21 protein-coding genes are annotated in these 24,013 nt (G+C 67.2%); 2 read left to right on the forward strand and 19 right to left on the reverse strand.

The window, feature by feature from the left end:
- Positions 1 to 20: 20 nt before the first annotated feature.
- The 7 genes from glmS to Q3A80_RS03930 all read right to left on the reverse strand — a co-directional run bounded on the left by glmS (position 21) and on the right by Q3A80_RS03930 (position 9,931).
- Positions 21 to 1,838: a glutamine--fructose-6-phosphate transaminase (isomerizing) gene (gene glmS, locus Q3A80_RS03900; RefSeq protein WP_446327746.1), complete on the reverse strand. Its 1,818-nt coding sequence runs from the start codon at positions 1,836 to 1,838 to the stop codon at positions 21 to 23.
- Positions 1,839 to 1,885: 47 nt separating this feature from the next.
- Positions 1,886 to 2,974: a hypothetical protein gene (locus tag Q3A80_RS03905; protein WP_446327747.1), complete on the reverse strand. Its 1,089-nt coding sequence runs from the start codon at positions 2,972 to 2,974 to the stop codon at positions 1,886 to 1,888.
- A gap of 104 nt (positions 2,975 to 3,078) precedes the next feature.
- Positions 3,079 to 5,232 carry a polysaccharide deacetylase family protein gene (locus Q3A80_RS03910; protein ID WP_446327748.1) on the reverse strand — a complete coding sequence of 718 codons (2,154 nt, stop codon included), beginning with the start codon at positions 5,230 to 5,232 and terminating at the stop codon, positions 3,079 to 3,081.
- 340 nt (positions 5,233 to 5,572) lie between these two features.
- Positions 5,573 to 6,343 carry a hypothetical protein gene (locus tag Q3A80_RS03915; RefSeq protein WP_446327749.1) on the reverse strand — a complete coding sequence of 257 codons (771 nt, stop codon included), beginning with the start codon at positions 6,341 to 6,343 and terminating at the stop codon, positions 5,573 to 5,575.
- Positions 6,344 to 6,357: 14 nt separating this feature from the next.
- Entirely contained in the window at positions 6,358 to 7,374 is a 1,017-nt protein-coding gene (locus tag Q3A80_RS03920; protein WP_446327750.1) for a YaiO family outer membrane beta-barrel protein, read from the reverse strand.
- 10 nt (positions 7,375 to 7,384) lie between these two features.
- Entirely contained in the window at positions 7,385 to 8,392 is a 1,008-nt protein-coding gene (locus tag Q3A80_RS03925) for a polymer-forming cytoskeletal protein (RefSeq protein WP_446327751.1), read from the reverse strand.
- A 3-nt stretch (positions 8,393 to 8,395) separates the two neighbouring features.
- On the reverse strand, positions 8,396 to 9,931 hold the full coding sequence (locus tag Q3A80_RS03930; protein WP_446327752.1) for a glycosyltransferase family 2 protein: 1,536 nt from the start codon (positions 9,929 to 9,931) through the stop codon (positions 8,396 to 8,398).
- 1,243 nt (positions 9,932 to 11,174) lie between these two features.
- Between Q3A80_RS03930 and wecB the strand changes: the two genes are divergently transcribed.
- Positions 11,175 to 12,392, forward strand: a complete 1,218-nt coding sequence (gene wecB / locus Q3A80_RS03935; protein ID WP_446327753.1) for a non-hydrolyzing UDP-N-acetylglucosamine 2-epimerase — start codon at positions 11,175 to 11,177, stop codon at positions 12,390 to 12,392.
- A 156-nt stretch (positions 12,393 to 12,548) separates the two neighbouring features.
- Here the strand turns inward: wecB and Q3A80_RS03940 are convergent, their stop codons facing one another.
- The 12 genes from Q3A80_RS03940 to Q3A80_RS03995 form a co-directional block, all read right to left on the reverse strand.
- Complete coding sequence (locus tag Q3A80_RS03940; protein ID WP_446327754.1) at positions 12,549 to 13,337, reverse strand: hypothetical protein; 789 nt, start codon at positions 13,335 to 13,337, stop codon at positions 12,549 to 12,551.
- 101 nt (positions 13,338 to 13,438) lie between these two features.
- Positions 13,439 to 15,301 (reverse strand): methyl-accepting chemotaxis protein, encoded by a 1,863-nt coding sequence (locus Q3A80_RS03945; protein WP_446327755.1) that lies wholly within the window; start codon positions 15,299 to 15,301, stop codon positions 13,439 to 13,441.
- Positions 15,302 to 15,460: 159 nt separating this feature from the next.
- Positions 15,461 to 16,147 carry an OmpA/MotB family protein gene (locus Q3A80_RS03950; RefSeq protein WP_446327756.1) on the reverse strand — a complete coding sequence of 229 codons (687 nt, stop codon included), beginning with the start codon at positions 16,145 to 16,147 and terminating at the stop codon, positions 15,461 to 15,463.
- A gap of 18 nt (positions 16,148 to 16,165) precedes the next feature.
- Positions 16,166 to 16,930: a flagellar motor protein gene (locus tag Q3A80_RS03955; RefSeq protein ID WP_446327757.1), complete on the reverse strand. Its 765-nt coding sequence runs from the start codon at positions 16,928 to 16,930 to the stop codon at positions 16,166 to 16,168.
- A gap of 22 nt (positions 16,931 to 16,952) precedes the next feature.
- Complete coding sequence (locus Q3A80_RS03960) at positions 16,953 to 18,191, reverse strand: Crp/Fnr family transcriptional regulator (RefSeq protein WP_446327758.1); 1,239 nt, start codon at positions 18,189 to 18,191, stop codon at positions 16,953 to 16,955.
- 344 nt (positions 18,192 to 18,535) lie between these two features.
- Positions 18,536 to 18,997 (reverse strand): DUF3761 domain-containing protein, encoded by a 462-nt coding sequence (locus Q3A80_RS03965; RefSeq protein WP_446327759.1) that lies wholly within the window; start codon positions 18,995 to 18,997, stop codon positions 18,536 to 18,538.
- 61 nt (positions 18,998 to 19,058) lie between these two features.
- Positions 19,059 to 19,196, reverse strand: a complete 138-nt coding sequence (locus Q3A80_RS03970; RefSeq protein ID WP_446327760.1) for an HHHH-motif protein — start codon at positions 19,194 to 19,196, stop codon at positions 19,059 to 19,061.
- A 26-nt stretch (positions 19,197 to 19,222) separates the two neighbouring features.
- Positions 19,223 to 19,552, reverse strand: coding sequence for a hypothetical protein (locus tag Q3A80_RS03975; protein ID WP_446327761.1), 330 nt, complete (start codon positions 19,550 to 19,552; stop codon positions 19,223 to 19,225).
- Positions 19,553 to 19,564: 12 nt separating this feature from the next.
- Positions 19,565 to 20,332 (reverse strand): ABC transporter ATP-binding protein, encoded by a 768-nt coding sequence (locus tag Q3A80_RS03980; RefSeq protein WP_446327762.1) that lies wholly within the window; start codon positions 20,330 to 20,332, stop codon positions 19,565 to 19,567.
- 33 nt (positions 20,333 to 20,365) lie between these two features.
- Complete coding sequence (locus Q3A80_RS03985; RefSeq protein ID WP_446327763.1) at positions 20,366 to 21,079, reverse strand: ABC transporter permease; 714 nt, start codon at positions 21,077 to 21,079, stop codon at positions 20,366 to 20,368.
- Positions 21,076 to 21,765: an ABC transporter permease gene (locus Q3A80_RS03990; protein WP_446327764.1), complete on the reverse strand. Its 690-nt coding sequence runs from the start codon at positions 21,763 to 21,765 to the stop codon at positions 21,076 to 21,078. Before Q3A80_RS03990 ends, Q3A80_RS03985 begins: the two co-directional genes overlap by 4 nt.
- A 181-nt stretch (positions 21,766 to 21,946) precedes the next feature.
- Positions 21,947 to 22,720 carry an ABC transporter substrate-binding protein gene (locus tag Q3A80_RS03995; RefSeq protein ID WP_446327765.1) on the reverse strand — a complete coding sequence of 258 codons (774 nt, stop codon included), beginning with the start codon at positions 22,718 to 22,720 and terminating at the stop codon, positions 21,947 to 21,949.
- Between the two features lie 493 nt (positions 22,721 to 23,213).
- Between Q3A80_RS03995 and hutC the strand changes: the two genes are divergently transcribed.
- A complete protein-coding gene (gene hutC, locus Q3A80_RS04000) occupies positions 23,214 to 23,909 on the forward strand; it encodes a histidine utilization repressor (protein ID WP_446327766.1) in 696 nt (231 codons plus the stop codon).
- The last annotated feature ends 104 nt before the right edge of the window (positions 23,910 to 24,013 follow it).

Raw genomic sequence — 24,013 nt, forward strand, 5'->3', positions numbered from 1 at the left:
GCCGACCGGCCGAGTTCGCGTCACTCCACCGTCACCGACTTCGCCAGGTTCCGCGGCTTGTCGATATCCGCGCCGCGCAGGCACGCGGCGTGATACGCGAGCAGTTGCAGCGGCACGACGTGCAGGATCGGCGACAGCAGCCCGTAATAATCGGGCATCCGCAGCACCGACACGCCTTCGCCATTGTCGATCCGCGTATCGGCATCGGCGAATACGTACAGCTGGCCGCCGCGCGCGCGCACTTCCTGCATGTTCGACTTCAGCTTCTCGAGCAGTGCGTCGTTCGGCGCGATCGTCGCGACCGGCATCGCGTGCGTGACGAGCGCGAGCGGCCCGTGCTTGAGTTCGCCGGCCGGATACGCTTCCGCGTGGATATACGAAATCTCCTTCAGCTTCAGCGCCCCTTCGAGCGCGATCGGGTAATGCAGCCCGCGTCCGAGAAACAGCGCGTTCTCGTGCCGCGAGAACTCCGCCGCCCAGCGCTCGATCTGCGGCTCCAGCGCGAGCACGTCCTCGAGCGCGGCGGGCAGCCGTCGCAGTTGCATCGTGTAGCGCGCGAGCTGCGCATCGTCGACGTAGCCGCGCAGTCGCCCGAGCGTGACCGCGAGAATGAACAGCGCGACGAGCTGCGTCGTGAACGCCTTGGTCGACGCGACGCCGATTTCGGGGCCGGCGCGCGTGAGAAACCGCAGCCCGGTCTGGCGCATCATCGCGCTGGTCGGCACGTTGCAGATCGCGAGCGTGTCGACATGGCCGAGCGCCTGCGCGTACTTGAGCGCGGCGAGCGTGTCGGCGGTCTCGCCGGATTGCGACACGCTGACCACCAGCGTATTCGGCAGCGCGAGCGCATCGCTGTAGCGGTATTCGCTCGCGATCTCGACCTGCGCGGGCAGCCGCGCGATCGTCTCGAGCCAGCGGCGGGCGGTCAGCCCCGAGTAGTGACTCGTGCCGCACGCGAGGATCAGCACGTTGTCGATCTGCTCGAACGCGCGCGCGGCATCGGGGCCGAATGTCGCAGGATCGAACAGCCCCGCATCGGGAATCGTCGCCGCAACGGCCTGCGGCTGCTCGAAGATTTCCTTCTGCATGAAATGCCGGTACGGTCCGAGCTCGACGACGCCTTGCGTCGACGCGACGGTCTGGATCGGGCGATCGACCGGCGTGCCGCCGCGCGCGAGCACCCGCACGCCGCCCGGCGTCAGTTCGACGATGTCGCCTTCCTCGAGAAAGATGAAGCGATCGGTGACGCCGGCCAGTGCAAGCGCGTCGGACGCGAGAAAGCATTCGTCGTCCTTCAGGCCGACCACCAGCGGCGAGCCCGCACGCGCACCGATCAGCCGCTGCGGCTCGTGCTTGCTGAACACCGCGATCGCATACGCGCCGTGCAGCTGCGACGTCGCATCGCGCACGGCGGCGAGCAGGTCGCCGCGATACTTGCTGTGGATCAAATGCGCGACGACCTCAGTATCGGTCTGCCCGTCGAACTCGTAGTTCTCGTCGGATAGTTGCCTGCGCAACGTCTCGTGGTTCTCGATGATGCCGTTGTGCACGAGCGCGATCTCGTCGCGCGAGAAGATCGGATGCGCGTTGCAGGTCGCGGGCGCGCCATGCGTCGCCCATCGGGTGTGCGCGATGCCGGTGCTGCCGCAGAGGCCGGCGTTGCGCACGTGCGCGTCGAGATCGGCGACGCGCGACACGCTGCGTTCGCGGCGCGCCTGACCGTCGACGACGGTCGCCACTCCGCATGAGTCGTAGCCGCGATATTCGAGGCGGCGCAACCCTTCGATCAGAACCGGAACGATGTTCCGTTGCGCGACCGCGCCGACGATGCCACACATGACACGTCTCCTTCCCTTTGTCCGTTCATGGACCGTGCGCCGTCGTATCAGCGCGATCCGGTCACCGTTGTCTGCGCCGTCGTGAACCCGCAGGTCGCGGGTGCGAGCGGATCGGCCATCCGGCTTTCGAATGCCAGGTACAGCGCCTCCTCCAGTACGTTCCAGTGCGCGCCGTGACGATACGGGCCCGAGCGCGCGTACCAGCAGGCAACGGTGTTCCAGTCGTTCATCTTGTATGCGACCAGCGCGATCAGCCCCCACGGAAAATCGGAGCCGGCGAGCTGCATCCAGGTCTTGCCGTACTTCTGCATCCACTGCGCATAGATCGTCTCGTTCGACTGGTCGGGCACCTGGATGCCCGACAGGATCGGAAAGATCTGCGCGACTTTCGCCGGATAGAAACTCGTGTCGCTGATCTTCTGCGTGCTCGCGCGAAAACCGGATTGCGTGCCGCGCCAGAACACCTTCACGATCGCCGACGCCAGCCGGTCGGCCCGCTGGCTCCACGGCCCCGCCCGCGCGTAGTCGGCGTGACGCACGTAATACGCGGCGAGCGCCTGGAATGCGCTGTGCACCTCGACGTTGTCCATCAGCAGCGCGACGTGCAGCGTCGACGAGATCTGATAGACGCCGGTCGCCTTGTCGAGCAGCGTGTCGAGGTGCGCGCCCGCGCGATTCACGCTCGCCTCCCACGCGGCGGGCATCCCGTCGGACGGCGCAAAGCGCGCGAGCAGCTCGATCCAGGTCGCCATCATCGCGTCGTCCGCGTCGGCTTCCGCGCACGAGCTGACGAGCCCGCTCTTCACGCAATAGCGATCGAAACCGCCGTCCGGACGCTGGCGCGGCAATACCCATGCGATCCACGCGAGCGCGGACTGACGGGCGTCCATCCGGGTGTCGGCGGCGGCCAGCAGCGCCTTCGCCGCGAAGTAAGGGTCGATGCCGGCGCCGTTCAGGCGCACGGTGATCGCGCCGTCCGGGCGTTGATACAGCCCGTTGAGCTGGAGTTCGGCGGCGCCCGCGTGCGGCACGGAGCAGCACGCGGCGACGCAGCAGGCGATGCGCGCGAAACGCAACAGCCTGGCGGTGGCCGCCGCGCACGTGCGGGCGGCCGGGAAAAGCGCGGGCCGGTTCATGATCGGGGGCTCCTGCGCGGTTGTGCTGCGCGGTTGTGCTGCGCAATCGTCGCCGGGCGCGGCGTTGGCCGCGTCGCGTCCGGCTGACGTGTCGACGTTGCGGTTCACTGCATCTTGACGCTGCTGAACTTGAAGCTGGTACCGCTGTTCGCGGTCACGAGCCAGTACGTCGAGTCGGTGACGCCGATGGTCCCGCTGCCTTGCGTGATGACCGGCGTACCGAACCTGGCCTTCGGCAGCAGCCACGTCATGTTCGCGAGGCTCGTCGGGTGGCTGGCCGAGAATGCCCAGCTGGTGCCCGTATCGGTGGCCGACCACGTGACGTTCAGGCGCGCCCGGTCGAACGTCGTGATGTCGGTCATCGTGTACCAGCGGAACTGCCCCATCATCTTCAGCATGTTGGCCTGCGAGAAGATCGCGGACAGCGTCGACGTATACGACGACGCGCCGACCGGGTGCGCATAGATCAGCCGGCTCGTGCGATTCGCGACGACGAAGTTCATCAGCGCGGCGTACCAGTTGTTCACGTCGGTGGTCGGCACCGCATACTGCTGGAACTCTTCGAACGTCGCGTACTTGCCGAACGGCATCACCGGGTACGCCCACAGGCCCGGGTTCAGCAGCGCGCCGTTGCGATATGCGCGGGTCGGCGCCGAGCCGGTGTGGCCGGTGAAGTAGTAGCCGTTGAAGCCGTTGCTTTCGAGCCAGTTCACCGACCAGGTCGGCGTGTTGCCTTCCGGCGCCGCGTATTCGACGTCCGGCTGGAGCGTCGCAGCCTGCACGGCCTGGTGGTTCATCACCAGGTACTGCGTGAACGTGCTCGCGTTCGTTTCGCTCGCATTCGCACCCCAGTAGTCGTGGATCCAGCCGCCGTGACTGCCGACGCGATGGCCCTTCGAGATGAAGTACTTGAGGAGGTTCTGCGCCGTCGGGTTGTTGGCGAGGTTGATACCGTTGCCGTCGCCGAAAGTTGCCTCGTCCGGGCCCGCCGTCACCACGAGCGAGAACGGCCCGTTGTTCCATACGCCAAGGCTCTTCAGGTACAGCGCCGGCTGGATCTGGTCGCCCGCGCAGAAGTGCCAGTTGAACACGAGGCCGGCCTGCGCGTTCGGCAGCGGCGACAGCGACGGCAGGTTCAGCATCTGCGTGCCGAAATAATGCAGGTAGCCGTGGATCAGCATCCCGTCCGTTTGCCCGTCGAGGTACGAGAGCGGCAGGTTGACGAACAGCACGCCGCCGTTGCCGTACGGGTTGTAGCCGGACACCAGCCCGAAGTTCGGCGACGTCAGGATCGTCGTGCCCGAATACGTGCCCTGCGTGACGAAGCTCGGATAGGTCAGGAAGCCGTACACGTAGCCGGAGATGCCTTCGAGCGTGTCGGTGCTGGTCGTCAGCGTGGACGCGAGCGCGTTGGCCTTCGTGCCGGTCGCGGTGCTCAGCAGCGAACCGGCGCTATACGACGTGGTCTTCTTCAGCTTGCCGGTCACGGTGCCGGTCAGCTTCGGGAGCGTCTGGCTCAGCACGCCGCTGCCGGTCGGCGGCGTCGTGTACTGGAACCAGGCCTGGTGGTTGTAATTCGCGAGGCCGCCCGGGTTCGACGGGCTCGCGGACAGGAACAGCGCGCTGGTGCCCGACGTCGATGCCGACGTCTTCGACGTACCGGAACTGCTCGTCGACGCGAACGACGTCGTCGGGCTCGCGGCCGTGGTCGTCGACGTGGTCGTCCATGCCATCGACTTGCCGGGAGGCACCTGCAGCGTGCGCAGCCAGCTGCTCATGCCGATCACGTTGCCGAGGCCGATCATGTTGCCGCCGTATTGGTCATACAGTACGTAATCGACGCCGGCCATGCTGCTGAAGCGCGATTTCGGGCTCACGTAGAAGCCGGCCGAGTTCAGCACGCCGAAATCGTAGACGAGCATCACCTTGCCGCCGTTCAGCGCGTAGTTCTGGATCGCCGTCACGAGCGTATCGGCCGCGGTCGTATGAACCTGGTCCGGCAAGATCAGGCCCGGGTACTGCGACAGTGTCGACCCGGCAGCCATGAACTGGCTGTCGGTCATTACCTTGATCTGCAGCCCCTCCTCCTGTGCGGTATCGAGCCACGCGGACACACGAGGATCGGGCAGCGTCAGCGTGTCGGGCACCAACAGCAGCAGCTGATTGGTGGCTGCCCGAACGCCGCCCGGACTGAATGCGAATGCGAGCGCTAACAACGCGAACAGAATCCGCAAGAACCTGCCTGACTTTGCCAACATGGTGTGCTCCTCGCTTAAGGAATGGGTTGCGCGCGGCAGCAGCGGTATGCGTGCCGGCAAATCAACCAGCCTTGCCCGGTAGATGTGTGAAGCTGCCCCAGTTCGTCGAGCATCGAACGGCACCGGCCGCCGGCAGCCGGACCGGCGAACCGGCCCCGGCACACCGCACCGCTTTCTCGGCTGAAAACGCATCGATGCGACGCGGTGACTCAAGCGAACAACGTGCCATTGGCGCCGCAGGCCCGGTCGTGCTCGCTTCGTGCGCCGGCGTGCCGCGCGGATGGGGCGAAAACGCGGCCGAATCGTTTCATCGCTGATACGGCGGCTTTTGTCGGCGATGTCAGTGCGGGTCGCCGGACGGATTCGTCAGCGCGCCGGGCCAGCTCGCGCAGTACGTGTAGAGCGTGACGAGCAGGCCGATCAGCAGCGGGCCGCCAAGCAGGAAATAGCAGAACGGCAGGAACAGCAGCGAGCCGTGATGGATGACGACCGCGTGCAGCAGCATCACGAACGGCAGCGCGAACACGAAGTAGCCGACCACGAGCAAGGACGCGGCGATCTTCTGCGGCAGCGAGAAATCGAGCGGATAGTAGAGCGCGGCCATCACGAGCGGAATCAGCGTGATCGCCGCGCCGTGCAGCACGAACATGTCGCGCAGGTGCAGCATCGGCACGTACGGAAAGGCGCCCGGCGCGAGCCAGAAATACGCGCAAATCAGCATCTGCGTGAAGCTCGCGATACGTAACAGATATGCAACGGGCAGCCAGTTCGCGCGGCGGACGAACGACGCGCCGAAGCCCGCGGCACAGATCGCCGCGGTCACGGCAAGCTGTGTCGCGCTCGGCATGCGCGCGGCGACGTCGATCGACAGCAGCGGCACGCGCGGCGCATCGGGCGGGTAGCCGAGCACGATCACGTGCAGCGCCGGATCGATCTGCCGTGCGCCCCAGCTCATGACGGCGCGCCAGTAGCGCCACGCGAGCGGCAAGCCGACCCACAGCAGCGCGTAGAGCGTCGGCGTCAGCAGCACGATCGACGTCAGCCAGCGCTGCGGATGCGGATGGATCCGCAGCGAACGATCGACGGGAGGACGGACGGGATGCGTCTGCATGGCGCCCGCCCCCGTTACCAGCGATAGAACACGCTCAGCTCGCCGCCGATCCGTGAATAGTAGGGATTGTGGTAGTAGTCGAATTCGAGCTGCGTGCCCCACTTGCGCGTGACCCAGTAGCGCCATTTCGCGATCAGTTCGTGACTGCGGAAGTCGGCGATCTGCGAACCGGAGCCGGTGACCTGGTACGCCTCGCGGCCGAACCCGCCGCGCAGCACGATCACGCTCTTGCCGACTTCGCCGTAGGTGACGGCGCCGTAGTATTGGGGCGCCTTCACCGAGCCCGGCGAATCGACCGTATAGTTCGTGCCCGCTTCGAAGATCCACTTCGGCAGCGCATACCAGATCAGGCCGGCGTGATACAGCTGGTCCCGGTGGCCGCTGCGGTTCCATGCGTAACCGGCGCCGAGCGACACGATCAGCGAGCGGTTGGACAGCAGCTTGCGGTTGATCGACAGGTCGACGCGCGCGCTCGGCAGGATCGTGCCGGACGTCGTGCCGGAAAAGCCGATGCCGCCGAACCAGTCCGGTCCCAGATCCTGCACGTAGGTCAGCGAGCCGAGCTGGGTGTTTTCGCCGAAGCGGTGCAGTTGCGCCAGCTCGCCGAGTATCGTGCGCCCGCCGTCCTGATAGACGCCGCGCACGTGTACGCCGTACCAGTCGCCGTAGCCGTGCGTCAGGTGTGCGCTCGACACGCCGAGCGACAGCTCCGCATGCGGTTCGCTCGGCGCCTGCACGTGCGCGATCACGGCGTCGGGCAGCGGCGGCCGGTTCGTTTCGTCAGGCGAGAATTCGGCGAGCGACGTGCCGTCCGGCACACCGTCGGCGGACACCCGCACGAATGCGGGCCCGTCGAGCGTGCGCGGCACGATGACGGGCGCCGCGACGTCGGTCGATTGCGCGGGTGGCGGAGCGCCGGTGTCGTCCGGCTGCGCGGCGCGCACCGGGAGCGGGCCGGCGGCGACGCCGCACAGCACCGCCAGGGCGGCGACCGGTGCGCGCGAGCCGCGACGGCGGGAACGATCGGACATGGGGCGCTCCTTAACGGGATGCGTGGAACCAGCCGCTGCGGCACGCGACGAGGTCGCCGTGCACGCACGCATGGCCGATCACCGAGACGTCGCGCGCGCAGGCGCTGACAGGATGGCCGGCCACGCCGATGCGCGCGCCAGTCAGGCGCAGCAGGCCGCCGGCCGACACGACGCCGTCGATGCAGCTGCCGCTCGCGAGCAGCACGTCGTCGCGCGCGAACACGCTGCCATGCAGGAACGCGTGGCGTTCGAGTTCGACGCGATGCGCCTTGACGCTGCCGTGCAGCACGCAGCCGTCGCCGAGCACGAGCGTGCCGTCCACCACGAGATTGCCCTGCACGGCCGTATGCGCGGGCAGCCGCACGTCGCACGGCAGCAGGTAGCGGCCGTGCACGTAGCGATGCGGCAGCTTCGCGAAGTGGCGCGTGAGCGACACGGCGCGCCGCGGTGCGGCGGCCAGGACGGCGGACGGATCGTCGGGCGGCGAACCCGGCGTCTTGCCGAACACGATCGGTTCGCCGTACAGGCACGCGAAGCCGCCCGCGCCATGCAGGAACATCGTGCCGCCGACCACGACGCCGCGCAGCACCGCGCTTTCGACATCGATGTGCGGCGCATGCGCGAGCATGCCGATCGTCGCGCCGGCGCGAATGTCGATGCGCTGCTCGGCGAACGCGTACGCGGCGCGCGCGCCGCCGTCGAGCGCGATCGTGCGGCGCGCATACAGCACGTCGTCGCAGTGTTCGTCGCGCACGACGCGAATCTCGTCGCCGTCCCGCACCAGCAGCCCGAGTGCGTGCCACGGCGGCACGGCCGACGGATCGGCCGGCTGCGCGCCGCCGGCGTGCATGCGCAGCGCATCGTGCCAGCGCGCGGCGAGCAGCGCCTGATCGACGAACGGGCCGTCGCCGATCGGCAGCGCCGCCACGTCGCTGCGCCGGATCAGCTCATGCAGCAGCGGCAGGAACGGCAGGCTGAGCACCCCGGCCACCGGCACCATCACATTGAAGGTCGTCATCGTTCATCGCCCCGGTTTCAATTGCCGGCGGAAGCGCTCGGTCTTGTCCCACTTCAGTTCGCGGCGGAACGCGGCGTCGAGCGCGAGCCCCCACAGCGCGGACACCACCGCCGCGATCGTCACGCAAAAGCCGACCACGTTGACCGGCACGAGCCGCAGCCGCGTCGCGCGACCGTCGAGCCGGGCGGCGACGACGATCTCGAAGAACACGCCGAAGTTGCCGAAGGTGCTGAACCCGAACAACGCGAACAGCGACACGAGCAGACCGAGCGCCGTCGAATTGACGCCGTTGAGCAGGTACAGCGCGATCGCGGTCGCCCATGCGATCGCGAGCAGCGCGGGCATCAGGAACACGCCGAGCAGCAGCGCGCCGTCGAGCCGGCAGCGCCGCGAGATCAGCGGATTGCGCAACACCGGGCCGAGATGGCGCAGCAGCGTCTGGTTGTGCCCCTTCGCCCACCGGGTCAGCTGCCGCGCGCGCACCGCCCAGCGCTCGGGCACTTCCTCGTAGCATTCGGCATGGTTCAGGTAGACCGTGCGCCAGTCGCTCAGCAGCAGGCGGTAGGTCATGTCGGTGTCCTCGGCGAGCGTGTCGTCGCACCAGCCGCCGACCGCATCGAGCGCGCTCTTGCGGACGCCGCCGACGGTGCCGCCGTACTGCGGCACCAGGTTCAGGTTGTTGCGCGCCTGCTGGTTGACCTGGTAGCCGCCCGCGCGCTCCAGATCGAGCAGCCGCGCAAGCAGGTTGCTGTCGGCGTTCTGCGGCACGACGCGCCCCATCACCGCGCCCACTTCGGGATCGAAGAACGGCGCGACCAGTTCCTTCAGCAGCCCGGGGCGCGGCAGGTAATCGGCGTCGAACACCACCATGATGTCGCCGCGGATGAAACGCAGCGCGTCCTTGAGCGCGGCCGCCTTGCCGGGCTTGCCGCTGTCGCGGTGAAACGGCCTGATCAGGTCGGGCGCCAGCGCATGCACCGCGTCGATCAGCGCGCGCGTGTTGTCGGTCGAACGGTCGTTGACCGGAACGATCGTCAGCCGGTCGCGCGGATAGGTCGTCGCGAGCAGCGCCATCAGGCAGTCGACGACGACCGCTTCCTCGTTGTGCGCGGCGACGAATACCGTGAGCCGCGGCCACTCGCCGTGCGTAATCGTCTGATAAGGCGCGTGCTGCGGCTTGAACAGCCGGTCGAGACTGAACACGTAATGGCGTGCGGCGTACACGCAGGTCAGCAGCGTGAACAGCCACAGATACGCGACGCACGGCATCAGCAGCGTATCGGGATCGACCGCGATGCGGCGGTCGTCGACGGACGGCGGCTCGAGCAGCGCCTCCGTATCGGTCGACGCGTGCAGCGCGAGCGGCGCGGCATGGGTGTAGCCGGCGATATGCTCGGCCGCATCGGCGACCGGCATCGCGACATGCACCGCGTCGGCAACCGGCCGCGATGCGGTGTCGTGCAACGCCTGCGAGCAGGCAAGTACGACCAGCAGCAGGATGCCTTCGACCCAGAGCGACATCGTCCGACGGTTCTTCATGTGCTGCCCCCGTGCCGGCGACGGCGGCCGATGAACGCTGGAGCACGGGCCGTGGGTCGCGCGGTTGTCAATGGCAAGCGGCGCACGCTCGCCGCGCGGGCGCGGCCATGTTCCGCGCCTGACGAGCGTGCCGTGCCGCTTTCCGGATTCGTTGCTGTGGCGTCCCGGTTCGTCCGCTGCCGTTCGACCGCATCGGGGTGCGCCTTGTCCGGCCAGAACAAGCAAGGGGCGAGCCATCGGCCGCGCTGCCCCGTGCGGCAAAGGGCAGCACGCATGCGGCGATCGCGCCCCCGGTCGCGGCCGCGGTTTTTTGATTCACCGACGAATCAGCTTTGGCGCATGCCGTGCGACCGCGTATCGCGAGCCGTTCGCATTGCACGGCGAAACGTCTGCTGATCGCGCGCGCATCGCGTTGCATGACGCGGCTTCGGCACGCAATCAATCGTGAATCATCCATGCGGCACCCGCGGCCGGATTCCCCGCGCGGCGCCGGCCGCGGCGCGGCTTCGGCGGCCGCCATGCGGACATCGCGGCCGCGCGCCGGCCGTGCGTTACAGATACGCAACATTTCGCAGCGGTCGGCCCGCGCGCTGCCGTCGACACCGCACGGCGGCGAAATCCGTCGCGAACGATCGCGATCGGCAGATCGATGGTGGTTCGTTCGTTGCCCGGATGAAATTCGTCGAGCGAGGCCCTTCAACGCGCTTCGAAAATCGCGTCGCCCGACAGCGACCGCCGACACACGGCACGCGTCGCCATTCGTCGAACCACGCGGCCGGACCGGTCGCGCGCACCGTCGAACGTTTATCTGCATCGCTGCGTGCCGCCGATGCGGCGCCCGTAGCAGTTGTGAAACGTTCCGTAACGAACCGCGCGCGCAGCGCGAACCGGATCCGGCCGCGGGGGCCGTTGGTTTGAATATTGCTGTATCGGAATCGGGATCACCTGTCGGGTGCGCGGCCGCGTGGCGGCGCGAACGATGTGACGGAAAAACGCGGCGATCGACACAGCGAGGAACGCTCATGACGTGACTGATCAGGTCGAACGGGACGGCCGCCGTCCGACGATTGCGCGGCGCAGACCGCGCGGACAAGAACGGTGCGCTCCCCCGCCACGCCGATGCATGTCGCGCGGCCGGCACCGGCCGGCGCGATCGCGCGCGGAAGCGGGGCGGGTCGCCTGCAACGATGCTTGGTGCCGGGTGCCGGATCTTCCGGCGCAAGGAAGCTCAACGAGGATAACGATGAAGAAGATCTTGCTTGTGTTCGGGACGCGCCCGGAAGCCATCAAGATGGCGCCGCTCGTCCGCGCGCTGAAGGCGCGCAAGGATGTGGACGCCAGAGTCTGCGTGACCGCGCAGCATCGGGAAATGCTCGATCAGGTCCTCACGTTGTTCGACATCAGGCCCGAGTACGACCTCAACCTGATGCGCCAGAGCCAGACGCTGACCGACGTGACGACCGGCATTCTTCAGGCGATCGGCATCGTCTTCGACGACTTCCATCCGGACGTCGTGCTGGTGCACGGCGATACGACCACGACGCTGGCCGTCAGCCTCGCCGCGTTCTACCGCTATCTGCCGGTCGGCCACGTGGAAGCGGGCCTGCGCAGCGGCGACATCTGGTCGCCGTGGCCGGAGGAACTGAACCGCCGCGTGACCGATGCGGTGTCGTCATGGCATTTCGCGCCGACCGGCCAGGCGCGCGACAACCTGTTCAGCGAAGGCGTGCCGGTCGGTGCGGTCGTGATGACCGGCAACACCGTGATCGACGCGCTGCAAGACGTGAAGCGGATGCTCGATCGCGATGCCGAGCTCCACGACAAGGTCGCCGCACATTTTCCGTTTCTCGAACCGGCGCGCCGCGTCGTGCTGATCACCGGCCATCGCCGCGAGAGCTTCGGCGAGCCGTTCCGGCATTTCTGCACCGCGCTGTGCGCGCTCGCGAACCGCTATCCCGATGCGCAGTTCGTCTACCCGCTGCACCTGAATCCGAACGTGCGCGAGCCGGCGCGCGCGCTGCTCGGCGGCGTGCCGAACATCTATCTGATCGAGCCGCAGGAGTATCTGTCGTTCGTGTTCCTGATGTCGCGCGCGCATTTCATCATCACCGATTCGGGCGGCATCCAGGAGGAAGGGCCGGCGCTCGGCAAGCCCGTGCTCGTCACGCGCGAGACGACCGAGCGGCCCGAAGCGATCCAGGCCGGCACCGCGCGGCTCGTCGGCACGGATCAGGAGCGGATCCTGTGGGAAGCGTCGCGGCTGTTCGACAGCGAGAGCGCGTACGAGGAAATGTCGCGCGCGAGCAACCCCTACGGCGACGGGCATGCGAGCGAGCGGATCGTGCACGCGCTGCTGCACATGCCGGGCGCAAGCGCGAATGCATCGAGTTTCCTGATGGGCAGCGCGGCGATGCCGTTGAACGCGCTCACCCTGGGGCTGATGGCGTTGCGTTCGCCTTGAAGCCGGGCGTCGGGCCGCGGCAACCGGGTGGGGGCGCCATTGCGTCGCCGCCCGTCGTTCGTCCTGCTTGAACGCTCGCGCACCTCGGTCGGCGCGCTCGGTTGCACGATTGCACGATGCAATGGCGCGGCCTGCGTGCTGCGGACGCGGCCGCCGCTAGCGGACCACGGTGTCGGCCAGCGATTGCGCCTGCGCGATCAGTCGCGGGTACATCCGTTGGGAAACCACCTGCGTCGCAAAACAGGCCTGACGCGCGCCGTCGGGCACTTTGGCCGCGCTGCACGCGGCAATCGGCCGAAGCGTCACGCTCTTCCACAGGATATAGACCCGCTCTCGCTGCCGGATCGACACGGCCAGCGTGTCCGGGCCGTCCGGCACGCCGTCCTGGCTTTCGCCGAGCAGCCACGCCTTCGCCACGCCATCCGTCGGCTGCCGCTTGACGGGCAGTTCGGCGAAGCGGAACGCCGCAGCATCGTCGCCGAACACGTGCGTATAAAGCGTTTCATTGTCGAGAATCGCGGCGACGTCGTCGGCCGGCTTGACGCCCGCGTCGGCCGTACTCGCCCACGCTTTCAGCAGCGGAACCGTCGTCACGACGAGATGCGTCTTGCCGCCGTCCGCCGTGAACGACAACCCGTCCGGGCCCGCCGGCATCCCGTCGACTGCGCCGACGCTGCGCACCGTGCCCTCCGCGTTCGCGGCAAACCCTTTCGCCCTGACCGGGCCGATCAGCTTCGCGAGCCGCGCGTTCACGTCGGCGGTGTATTGCTTGTCGAGGGCCGCCTGGTCCTCGGTGCGGGCCGCCGCCAGCGCGGCCGCGGCCTTGTGGCGATAGGCGAGATATGCATCCGCCGGCGATGCGATCCCCTTCGCGACGAGCGCCGCGAGCACCGCCGCGACCGCCACCGCCCCTGCCCCGATCTTCAGTGTTGAAATGCGCTTCATTGTTATGACGTTATCGAATCCCGCGCCGATAGCCGGAACGGCTGCCGTGAGTCCACGACCGCCGTCACCCGGAGACGCTGCATTCTAACGTCGCGCGTGCGTCACGCGTCGACCTTGAACGCCGATACCAGCCGTGTCAGCTCGGCCGCCTGCTGCTTCAGGCTCTCCGCGGCCGCCGCGCTTTCCTCGACGAGCGCCGCGTTCTGCTGCGTCATCTGGTCGAGCGACTGCACCGCGTCGCCGATCTGGTCGATGCCGGCGCTCTGCTCGAGGCTCGCCTCCGCGATCTCGCTCATCATCGCGCTGACGCCCTGCACCTGCGACACGACATCGCTGATCACCTTGCCGGCCTCGCTGACGAGCCGCGAGCCGGTGTTCACCGTGCCCGCGCTGTGCTCGATCAGCGCCTTGATTTCCTTTGCCGCCTGCGCGCTGCGCTGCGCGAGATTGCGCACCTCCGACGCGACGACCGCAAACCCGCGGCCTTGCTCGCCGGCGCGCGCGGCTTCCACCGCCGCGTTCAGCGCGAGAATGTTGGTCTGGAACGAGATGCTGTCGATCATCACGATGATCTCGGAGATCCGCTGCGACGCGTCGCTGATCTGCTCCATCGTGGTCACGACTTCGCCCACCACCTGCCCGCCGCGCATCGCGGTGTCCGATGCGCCGGTGATCAGTTGCGCGGCCGTCGTCGCGGTTTCGGTGTTGTTGCGCACGACTGCCGTGATTTCCTCCATCGACGACGCCGTGCGTTCGAGATTGCTCGACTGCCCTTCGGTCCGCTCGCTCAAGTCCGCATTGCCCGACGCGATCTGCGCGGACCCGGTTGCAATCGACGCGGAGGCCGCGCGGATCCGGTGCACGAGCGTCGACAGCGACGACACGAAGCGGTTGAACGCATCCGACAGCTGGCCGATCTCGTCCTGGCTCTCGACCGTCATCCGGCGCGTCAGGTCGCCCTGGCCGCTCGCGATCTCCGACAGCAGCGTGGCCGCGCGCCGGATCGGCGCGGCAATCGCGCGCCCGACCAGCCAGATCACGACGAGCGCGACGCCGAGCCCGACGACCGCGGCGACCAGCGCCGCGCTGCGGATCGCGCGCGTGACCGGGCCGAGCAGTTCCGCTTGCGGCACTTCGACGACCACGTACGCATTCAGCTCCGGAATGAACGACGTCGCGATGAAACGCGCGCCGCCGTCGCCGTCGTAGTCGAGGTACGCATACGGCTTGCCGGCGAGCAGCGTCGACGCTGCGTCGCCCGGCAGGCCCGGCGTGTCCTTCAGAAAATGCTTGCCGTCGATCAGCGACGTATCGCGATGCATCATGATCGCGCCGTCCGGCCGCACGAGGTATGCGAACCCGGTGTCGCCGATCCGGTACGCGGCGATGCCCTTCGCGAGCGCATCGACGGACAGGCTCATGCTGGCCGCGCCGACCGGTGCGCCGTCGAGCTCCACGCGGCTGTTGATGAACATCATGTAGCCGCCGAGCGTGACTTCGCGATCCATGTTCACGTCGTAAGCCTTGCCCGACGCGAGAAAGCTCGTCAGCCACTGGTCCTTGTCGGTGACCTTGCGCTGCAGGCCGCCCTCGTTGTAGTAGTTGCCGCTCCTGACCGACGCCCACTGCACCGACGCGGCCTTCTGTTCATCCTTCACGTTCTTCGCGAGCTGGATCCAGTTGCGCGTGCCGGCGTCGGGCTCGCCGTCGGCTTCCCACTGCAGCAGGAACGCATCGCGCGCGAGGATGCGCGACGCGGCGATCGGCCCGGCCATCTGCCGCTGCACGTCGGCGCGAATGCCGTTCACGGCGGTCGGCAGCTCTTCGCGCACGACGCGCTCGCGCACCGCCTGACCGATCAGGCGCACGCTGAGCCCGCTCGAAATCGCGACGAACACGAGCAGGCAGCTCGTCATGCTGAGAATCAGCTTGTTCTGAATGGACAGCTTGCGCCAGAAGTGCATGGGGAATCCTCGATAACCGCTCGGTCTGAGCCAGCTTGGGTTATCGGCACGCGGCGCGCGAAACCGCATCGCCCGCGTCGCATAGTCGCCATGCGGGATCCGTTATGTCGTTGACCAACGAGCGTCGCGCAGCGCGCCGGCGGCCGCGCGATGCGCGCATCAGTATGCGACGAAGATCGTCACGCGCCGGTTGCGTGCGCGTGCGGCCGCATCGTCGCCCGCGACGAGCGGCTGCGTATCGGCCCGGCCGATCGCCGCGAGCCGGTGCGGCGCGACGCCACGCTCGGCCAGGAAGCGCACGACGCTGCCCGCGCGCGCGGACGACAGCTCCCAGTTCGATTCGTATTTCGCGTTCGCGATCGGCACGCTGTCGGTATGCCCTTCGACGAGGATGTCGCCGGTCGCGTGCTCGCCGAGCGCGCGTGCGATCCGGGCGAGCACCGGCGCCGCCTCCGGCAGCAGCCGCGCATCGCCGACGTTGAACAGCACCTTCGCATCGATGCCGATCTCGATCCCGTGCGGCGCGCGCACGAGCGAAATGCGGCCGTTCGTCTTCAGCACATCGAGCGATGAGAGCCAGGCGGGCGCGGGCCCGGGCAGCGCGGCAGCAGCGGCCGTTGCGCTTGCCGCGCCGTCGTCGTGCCGCGCGAGCGTCCGATAGCGCGCATCGAGCGCGTTGTATTTCGCGAGCTGCAGCACGTACAGCGCGAGAAACAGCACCATCAGCGTCGTGATGAGGTCCGCGTACGAAATCAGCCAGCGCCCCGCTTGCGTGCCCTCGGCTTCATCGTCGTCGCGCTCGGCGCCAGCCGAGCCCGCGCGCGCCGCATCAGTGCGAGCCGTCATGTCCAAGCTCCCCGCGCATCATGCGAGCGACTCGGCCGCGCGGCCGCGCACGTCGCCGGTCAAGCGCGTTTCGATCGTGTGCGGCGATTCCTTGCGCGAGATCGCAAGCAGGCCGTCGAGATACAGCTTGCGAAAACGCAGCTCGCTGTCGATCTGCGCGCGCAGCTTGCCGTACAGCGGCAGAAACACGAGGTTCGCGAACGCGAGGCCGTAGAGCGTCGCGATGAACGCGACCGCGATGCCCGGCCCGAGCTGCGCCGGTTCGAGGATATGGCTCGTCACTTGCACGAGCCCGAGCACCGAGCCGAGAATGCCGAACGTCGGCGCATAGCCGCCGGCCTGCTGCCACACGCGCGCCGCGGCGAGCCGGCTGCGCTCGTATGCGTCCAGGTCGCGATGCAGCGCATCCTCGAGCACGGCGGTCGACACGCCGTTCGCGAGCAGTTCCAGCCCGCGCCGCGCGAACGGATGAATGCCGGTCACGTCCATCGATTCGAATGCGAGCAACCCGTCGAGCTTCGCGCGATCGCCCCATTCGAGCAGGTCGGTCAGGTGCTTGCGATCGACTTCCTGCGCGCGCACGAACGCGAGCCGCAGCTGCTTCACCGCGTCGAGGAAGCGCGCCCACGTGTTCTGGATCATCACCGCGCCGAGCGTGCCGCCGAGCACGATCACGAGCGCCTCGAACTGGAACAGCGTCGAGAAATGCCCGCCTTCGAGCGCGAAGCCGAACACGATCGCCGCGCCGCCGAATACCACGCCAACCAGGGTCAACAGGTCCATATGCGTCTCCGTCGTTCGTGCGTCATGCGTCGGACGAAGCCAGCGGCACGACGGCCGCCGGCGCCTTGGCCGCGCGCACGGCGTCCAGCACGCGCCGCTCGATCGCCTCGACCTCGACCGGATCGAGCTTCAGTTCGCGGCGCATCACCCACGACACCTCGTTGCGCCGCGCTTCCGTCATCACGGAGAACAGCTTGTCGGCCACCGCGCGATCGTCGAGGCTCGCGATCAGCTTCGCGAGATCGTACGTGTCGAACGCGCTGATCACGTCGAACAGCGTGCGCTGGTCGACCCACACGAGGTCCTCGAGCGCGCGCACGTCGCCGCCGGCGCGCGGGCTGCGCCGCGAAAAATACGCGACGCCCTTCTGCTCGACATAGCCGAGCACCTTCGACTTGCGGAACGCGAACACCTCGTCCGCGATCTCGCCGTGCGACAGCTTGTTGAGCAGCAGCTTCCGGTCGACACCGATCAGCGCTTCGAGATCGGCCAGCTCGATCAGCTCGAGCTCGCTGTTGATCGATACGTCGAGATCGTGATCGGCAACCTGCTGCGCGCGATCGACCACGCGCGCGGCGTCGAACGTGACGACCTGGCGCGCATCGGCCGACGCTCCATGATCGGCCGAACCGCCGGCATGGTCGGCCTGCGCGGCTTCGATCGTGACGAGATTGAGCTTTTCCATCCGGCGCAGCATCGCGAGCACGTGCGGGCGCGAATGACCGGCGATCGCGCGGCAGCGGCGGATCACGTCCGCGAGCGGCACCGCCGTCTCCGCCGCGTGCGCCTGCATCGGCCGGCGCGACCACGCGTCGTCCGAGCCGCGCGGGTCGGCGCCCGCCATCAGCGACAGCACGTGCGCATACGACAGCACGCCCGGCATGAAATCCGCATGCGTATAGGTCGCGAGCTGGTCGTCCTTGCGCTTCACGCGCCGGATCATCGTGCGCACGATATGGCGCAGCAGCGCGGACACGTGCGCGATTTCCTCGTCGAGCATCGCGGCCGGCACGACCGTGAGCTGGCAGAACGACAGCGCCTTCGCCGTATGCGCGCGCGGTTCGGCTGCGAGCAGCGCGGATTCGCCGAAGAATTCGCCGCGCCCGAGTGTCGCGACGACGACGCGCTTGTCGTCGCAGCGGGTCGACAACTCGACCTTGCCGTCAGCGATCAGAAAGATGACGGGCTCACCGGCGAAGCCCTCCGAGTAGATGATCTCTCCGGGCGCGGCCGTACGCGTCCACGATTGCTGACGATTCAAGATGGTTCCCCTTCTGCGCTGGTTGTTGCGGACTGCACGTCGCATGTCGGATGCATGCGATTCGACAGTCGTCCCCGTGCCCGTTTAACGTCAGCGGCGCGCGCATCCTTTAGCAAATTCATGCTCGTTTCCCGCGAAAACCAACGTAAAACGTTTGCGCGCGGTCCGGCACTTTCGAGAAATTCGTTTCAACGCGCGCGCATGCAGCGGGATCGAACGGAGATGCGCGACGGCGCGGGCGCACGCGCCGGCAGCGAAATGAAAAACGCCCCGCCGAAACGGCGGGGCGCGATGTCCGACTAGCGGTTGACGAGCGATGCGCGAGCGGCGCTCGCGCGGCCGGCTTACGAGCAGGCCTTGCCGTGCGACGGATGGAAGCCCTTCGCCTTCGCATCGGCTTCCGACATGTAGCTGCCGTGCTTCGTCTTGCCGTAGTACTTGTCGGTCGAGCAGTGATACACCTTCGTGCTGTCGTTGACCCACACCTTGCCCGCGCCGCCGCCCGGCGCGGCGGCCGTCGCCGGCGCGCTCTTCGCGGGAGCGGTGCCGGATGCGGCGGGCGCCGACGACGCCGTTGCCGGCGCGGCGGCCGGTGCGCTCGCCGCCGCGGCAGCCGACGCGCCGTACCAGGTCTTCACGCCCTTGTGGCCCGCGCATGCGCCCTTCTTCGACGCACCCGAATAGAACGAGCCATCCTTGCACAGACCGGTCGTGCCCGCCGGCGCGCTCGCCGGAACCTGTGCGAACGCACCGGCCGACAGCCCCATGCCGGCTGCGAGCGCGGCGATCAACATCGTCTTTTTCATGGTCCTCTCCTGATTGCCTGAATGATGAAAATGCGCCCGGGCATCCCGGGGAACGCGATGCTTACCGCACCCAGCGGCACACGCGATGGTGGTGGTGATCGAAATGGCACACGCGGTGCGAGTGCGCTTCGGCAAGGGCCGGTACGAGAACGGCACAGGCGAGTGCGCCGGCCGTCAGGATCTTCGCGATGCGGTTCATGAGACGCTCCCGGATAGGTCAGCCGATCATTCGGCTGATACCTGCTTAACGCGGGCGAGCGGATCTGCGTGTACCGCGTTCGCGCGGAATTGACGATCTTTGACATCGAGCCGCGTAACGGCGGCGAAGCTGACAGTTGAGTGCGCACAAGCTTTCGATGCTTTCATCCAATCCCGCGCGGGTCGAGCATTCGACAGGATGCGGCGCGAATGCAACCGGCGAACACGCGCGCGCGGCGGAATAAAAAACGGCGCGATGACCATCGCGCCGGCAAGCAAAGCTGGAAGGAGACGGACCGCCATCGCGTGCCGGACATGCGCATCGAGCGCGCGCGTCCGCGGCACGCGGCCGCGCATCCTGCGTGCGACTTACTTCAATCGCCCCGACAGGAACTGCCCGAGCCGTTCGCTCTTCGGGTTGACGAGAATCTGCTGCGGATCGCCCTCTTCCTCGATCCTCCCCTGGTGCAGGAAGATCACGTGATTCGACACGTTGCGCGCGAAGCCCATCTCGTGCGTGACGACGACCATCGTGCGGCCTTCCTCGGCGAGCTGCTGCATCACTTTCAGCACTTCGCCGACGAGTTCCGGATCGAGCGCCGACGTCGGCTCGTCGAACAGCATCACCTCGGGCTCCATCGCGAGCGCACGCGCGATCGCCACGCGCTGCTGCTGGCCGCCCGACAGGTGCGACGGATACATCCCTTCGACGCGCGGCGCGAGACCGACCTTCTCCAGATACTTGCGTGCACGCGCAACGGCCTCGTCCTTGCCGATCCCGAGCACGGCCATCGGCGCCTCGATCACGTTCTCGAGCACCGTCATGTGCGACCACAAATTGAAATGCTGGAACACCATCGACAACTTCGTGCGCATGCGCTGCAGCTGCTTCTGGTCGGCTACGCGCAGCGAGCCGTTGCGGTCGCGCGCGGTCTGGATCGGCTCGGTGCCGATCGTGATCTGCCCCGAACACGGCTGCTCGAGGAAGTTGATGCAGCGCAGGAACGTGCTCTTGCCGGAGCCGCTCGAGCCGATGATGCTGATCACGTCGCCGGCCTTCGCCTTCATCGACACGCCCTTCAACACCTCGTTGTCGCCGAACTTCTTGTGCAGGTTGTCAACGGTGAGCTTGTACATGCTTGGTCTTTCCTTGCGAATCGTGCGAATGCATTAGTGGCCGCGCGGCGAGAGGTACGCGAGCCAGCGCGTCTCGAGCTTGCGGAACGCCCAGATCAGCGCGAACACGACGACGGCATACAGCACGGCCGCGATGCCGTACGCCTGGAACGACATGTACGTCGCGGAGTTCACGTCGCGCGTGACCTTCAGGATGTCGGGGACGGTCGCGGTGAACGCGAGCGTCGTCGCGTGCAGCATCAGGATCACTTCGTTGCTGTAGCTCGGCAGCGAGCGGCGCAGCGCCGACGGCAGGATGATGCGCGTGTAGAGCTTGAAGCGCGACATCCCGTACGCCATCCCGGCCTCGATCTCGCCCGCCGACGTCGCCTTGATCGCGCCCGCGAAGATCTCGGTCGCATACGCGCATTCGTTCAGCACGAACGCGAGCAGCGTGCAGTTCATCGCGTTGCGGAAGAACGTGTCGAGCAGCACGTGGTTGTGCACGACCTGCAGGCTGTAGATGCCGGTGTAGCACATCAGCAGCTGCACGTAGAGCGGCGTGCCGCGGAACACGTACGTATAGAGCCACACCGGGCCGGAGATCCAGCGGTTCGACGACGCGCGCGCGATCGCGAGCGGCACGGCCAGCGCGAAGCCGAGCGCGATCGACACGACCAGCAGCCACAGCGTGATCGCGAGGCCGCTGAAGCGGTAGCCGTCGGTATACAGATAGTTTTGCCAGTACTGGCTGACGAGTTCGATCACAGTGCAAGCCTCCGGACGCCGACGGAATAACGCTTCTCGAGGTGGTGCAGCACGACGTTCGACACCGTCGTGATCGCGAGGTAGATCGCACCGGCCGCGAGCGTGAAGAAGAAGAAATCGAGCGTGCTCTTGCCGGCATCCTGCGACGCCTTCACGACATCCGCGAGGCCGATGATCGACACGAGCGCGGTCGCCTTCACGAGCACCTGCCAGTTGTTGCCGATGCCCGGGAGCGCGAAGCGCATCATCTGCGGGAACAGGATCCGGTGGAACACGCGCCAGCCGCTCATCCCGTATGCGAAGCCCGCTTCGAGCTGGCCGCGCGGCACCGCGAGGAACGCGCCGCGAAACGTCTCGGTGAAGTACGCGCCGTAGATGAAGCCGAGCGTCACGACGCCGGCGACGAACGGGTCGATGTCGATCTGGTCCCAGCCGAGCAGGTCGGTCACGTCGTTCAGCAGGATCTGGATCCCGTAGAACAGCAGCAGCATCAGCACCAGGTCGGGCACCGCGCGGATCAGCGTCGTATAGAACGTGCCGACCGACTTCAGCATGCGATTGGCCGACAGTTTCGCCGCCGCGCCCGCGAGGCCCAGTATCAGCGACGCGGCGAGCGACAGCACCGCGAGCTTCACGGTCTCGACCGTACCGGCCCACAGCAGCGGGCCAAATCCTTGGAAAATCATATAAGGGATCCAGAACGATGTGGCTGGATTGTCAATAGCCATTAAGCGCGCATCAAACGAGTTCTGCGCACTACGTGATGCAGCCTGCTCATCAAGCCGCCCGCATCGCGCGAAGCGGGCGGCATCCGGCAACGGCCGCGGCCGCGGCGCGTGCCGCAATCGACGCGCGCCGCGACGGCGGTCAGCCGCCGTACACGTCGAATGCGAAGTACTTCTTCTCGAGCTTCTTGTACGTGCCGTCCTTGATGATGTCGGCGATCGCGTGGTCGATCTTCGCCTTCAGGTCGGCGTCGTCCTTGCGCAGCCCGATGCCGGCGCCGTTGCCGAGCGTCTTCGGATCGTCGAGGTTGTTGCCGGCGAACTCGAAGTTCGCGCCGCGCGGCGTCTTCAGGAAGCCGAGGTCGGCCTGCACTGCGTCCTGCAGCGCGGCGTCGAGGCGGCCGGACATCAGGTCCTGGTACACGCCGTCCTGGTTCTGGTAAGGCACGACCTGCACACCCTTCGGCGCCCAGTACGCCTTCGCGTAGGTTTCCTGGATCGTGCCCTGCTCGACGCCCACCGATTTGCCCTTCAGCGATTCGGCCGTCGGCTGCAGGTGCGAGCCCTTCTTCGCGACGAGGCGCGTCGGCGTGTTGAACAGCTTGTCGGAGAACGCGATCTGCTCGGCGCGCGCCGGCGTCATCGACATCGACGACAGCACGCCGTCGAACTTCTTCGCCTTCAGCGCCGGGATCATCCCGTCGAAGTCGTTCTCGATCCACACGCATTTCGCCTTCAGGCGCGCGCAGATCTCGTTGCCGAGATCGACGTCGAAGCCGACGACCTTGCCGCTCGCGTCCTTCGATTCGAACGGCGGATAGCTGGCGTCGACACCGAACCGGATCGTCGACCAATCCTTCGCGTGGGCACCGACCGCGATGCAGGCAAGGGCAATACTGAGCGCGAGTTTCTTCATGGCGTTCCTGTCATAGGCGAACTGGGCACGGGTCCCGTCGGGCGGCGCCGCCGCGAACCCTTCCAACCGGATGCCGCCCGTCTGGCGATACCTCAAGTTGTACATACAACTTTGCCTTTTCAGTCCCGCTGCCAGCAATCCGTGTTTATCTCTAATTGTCGGCGGATTGTTTCCGTGAGCGAATTTCCCTTATATTTCAATTTGATACGGATTACGTTCGGCTGAAATAGAGCTTTCTGTGGGATCTCCGTGTGCGGTCGGCGGCCACGCATTTGTCTATACTTTTGCGTTTGCCGCATGCGGGCGGTCGCCGGCCGCGATCCGTGCCGGCGCGCGGCGCTGCAGATTGCCGCTCCGACGAAGGCCGGAATAACCCGGATCACGGGTCCGCAAGCGGGCCCGCGCGGCGTCGAACCCGGTACACTCCGCCCGGACACCGCGCGAAGGCCGCGCTGCGACGGCACGCGGCCGCCGTCTCTTGAACAGCAATGCAATGACCACACCGATCTATCAGGAAATCAAGGATTTCATCCTCGCGCGCATTCATGCGGGCGAGTGGGCGGAAGGCGACCAGGTGCCGTCGGAGAACGAACTCGCGCGCGAATTCAACGTCGCGCGGATGACGGTCAACCGCGCGCTGCGCGAGCTGACCGCCGAGCAGGTGCTCACGCGCACGCGCGGCTCGGGCACGTATGTCGCGTCGCCGAAATACGAATCGACGCTGGTCGCGATCCGCAGCATCTCGGATGAAGTGGCCGCGCGCGGCCATGCGTATCGCGCGCAGGTGCTGGAGGTCGGTGCGGCCGTCGCCGACGCGAAGCTCGCTGACGAACTGCAGCTCGACACGGGCAGCCCGATCTTCCATTCGCGCGTGCTGCACTTCGAGAACGACACGCCCGTGCAGCTCGAAGAGCGCTGGGTCAATCCGGCCTGCGCGCCCGAATACGCGTTGCAGGACTTCACGACGACGACGCCGAACCAGTACCTGACGCGTGTCGCACCGCTGCAGCGCGTCGAATACCGGATCGAGGCCGCGATGCCCGACGGGCAAACGCGCCGCCATCTGGCGATGGACGAACGCGAGCCGTGCCTGCTGCTGCATCGGCGCACGTGGTCGCAGGGGATGGTCGCGGCGGTCGCGAATCTGTGGCACCCGGGCAGCCGCTACCGGTTCACCGGGCATTTCTGATGCACGGCTCGCGCGTTCAGCGCGTTCAACACGTGCGGCGGCGCACCCGGCGCGCGATCGCGTCGACCGCCTGACGCACGCCGTTCTGACGTACGCGTGGCGCG

It is taken from the genome of Burkholderia sp. SR8 (assembly GCF_052851275.1).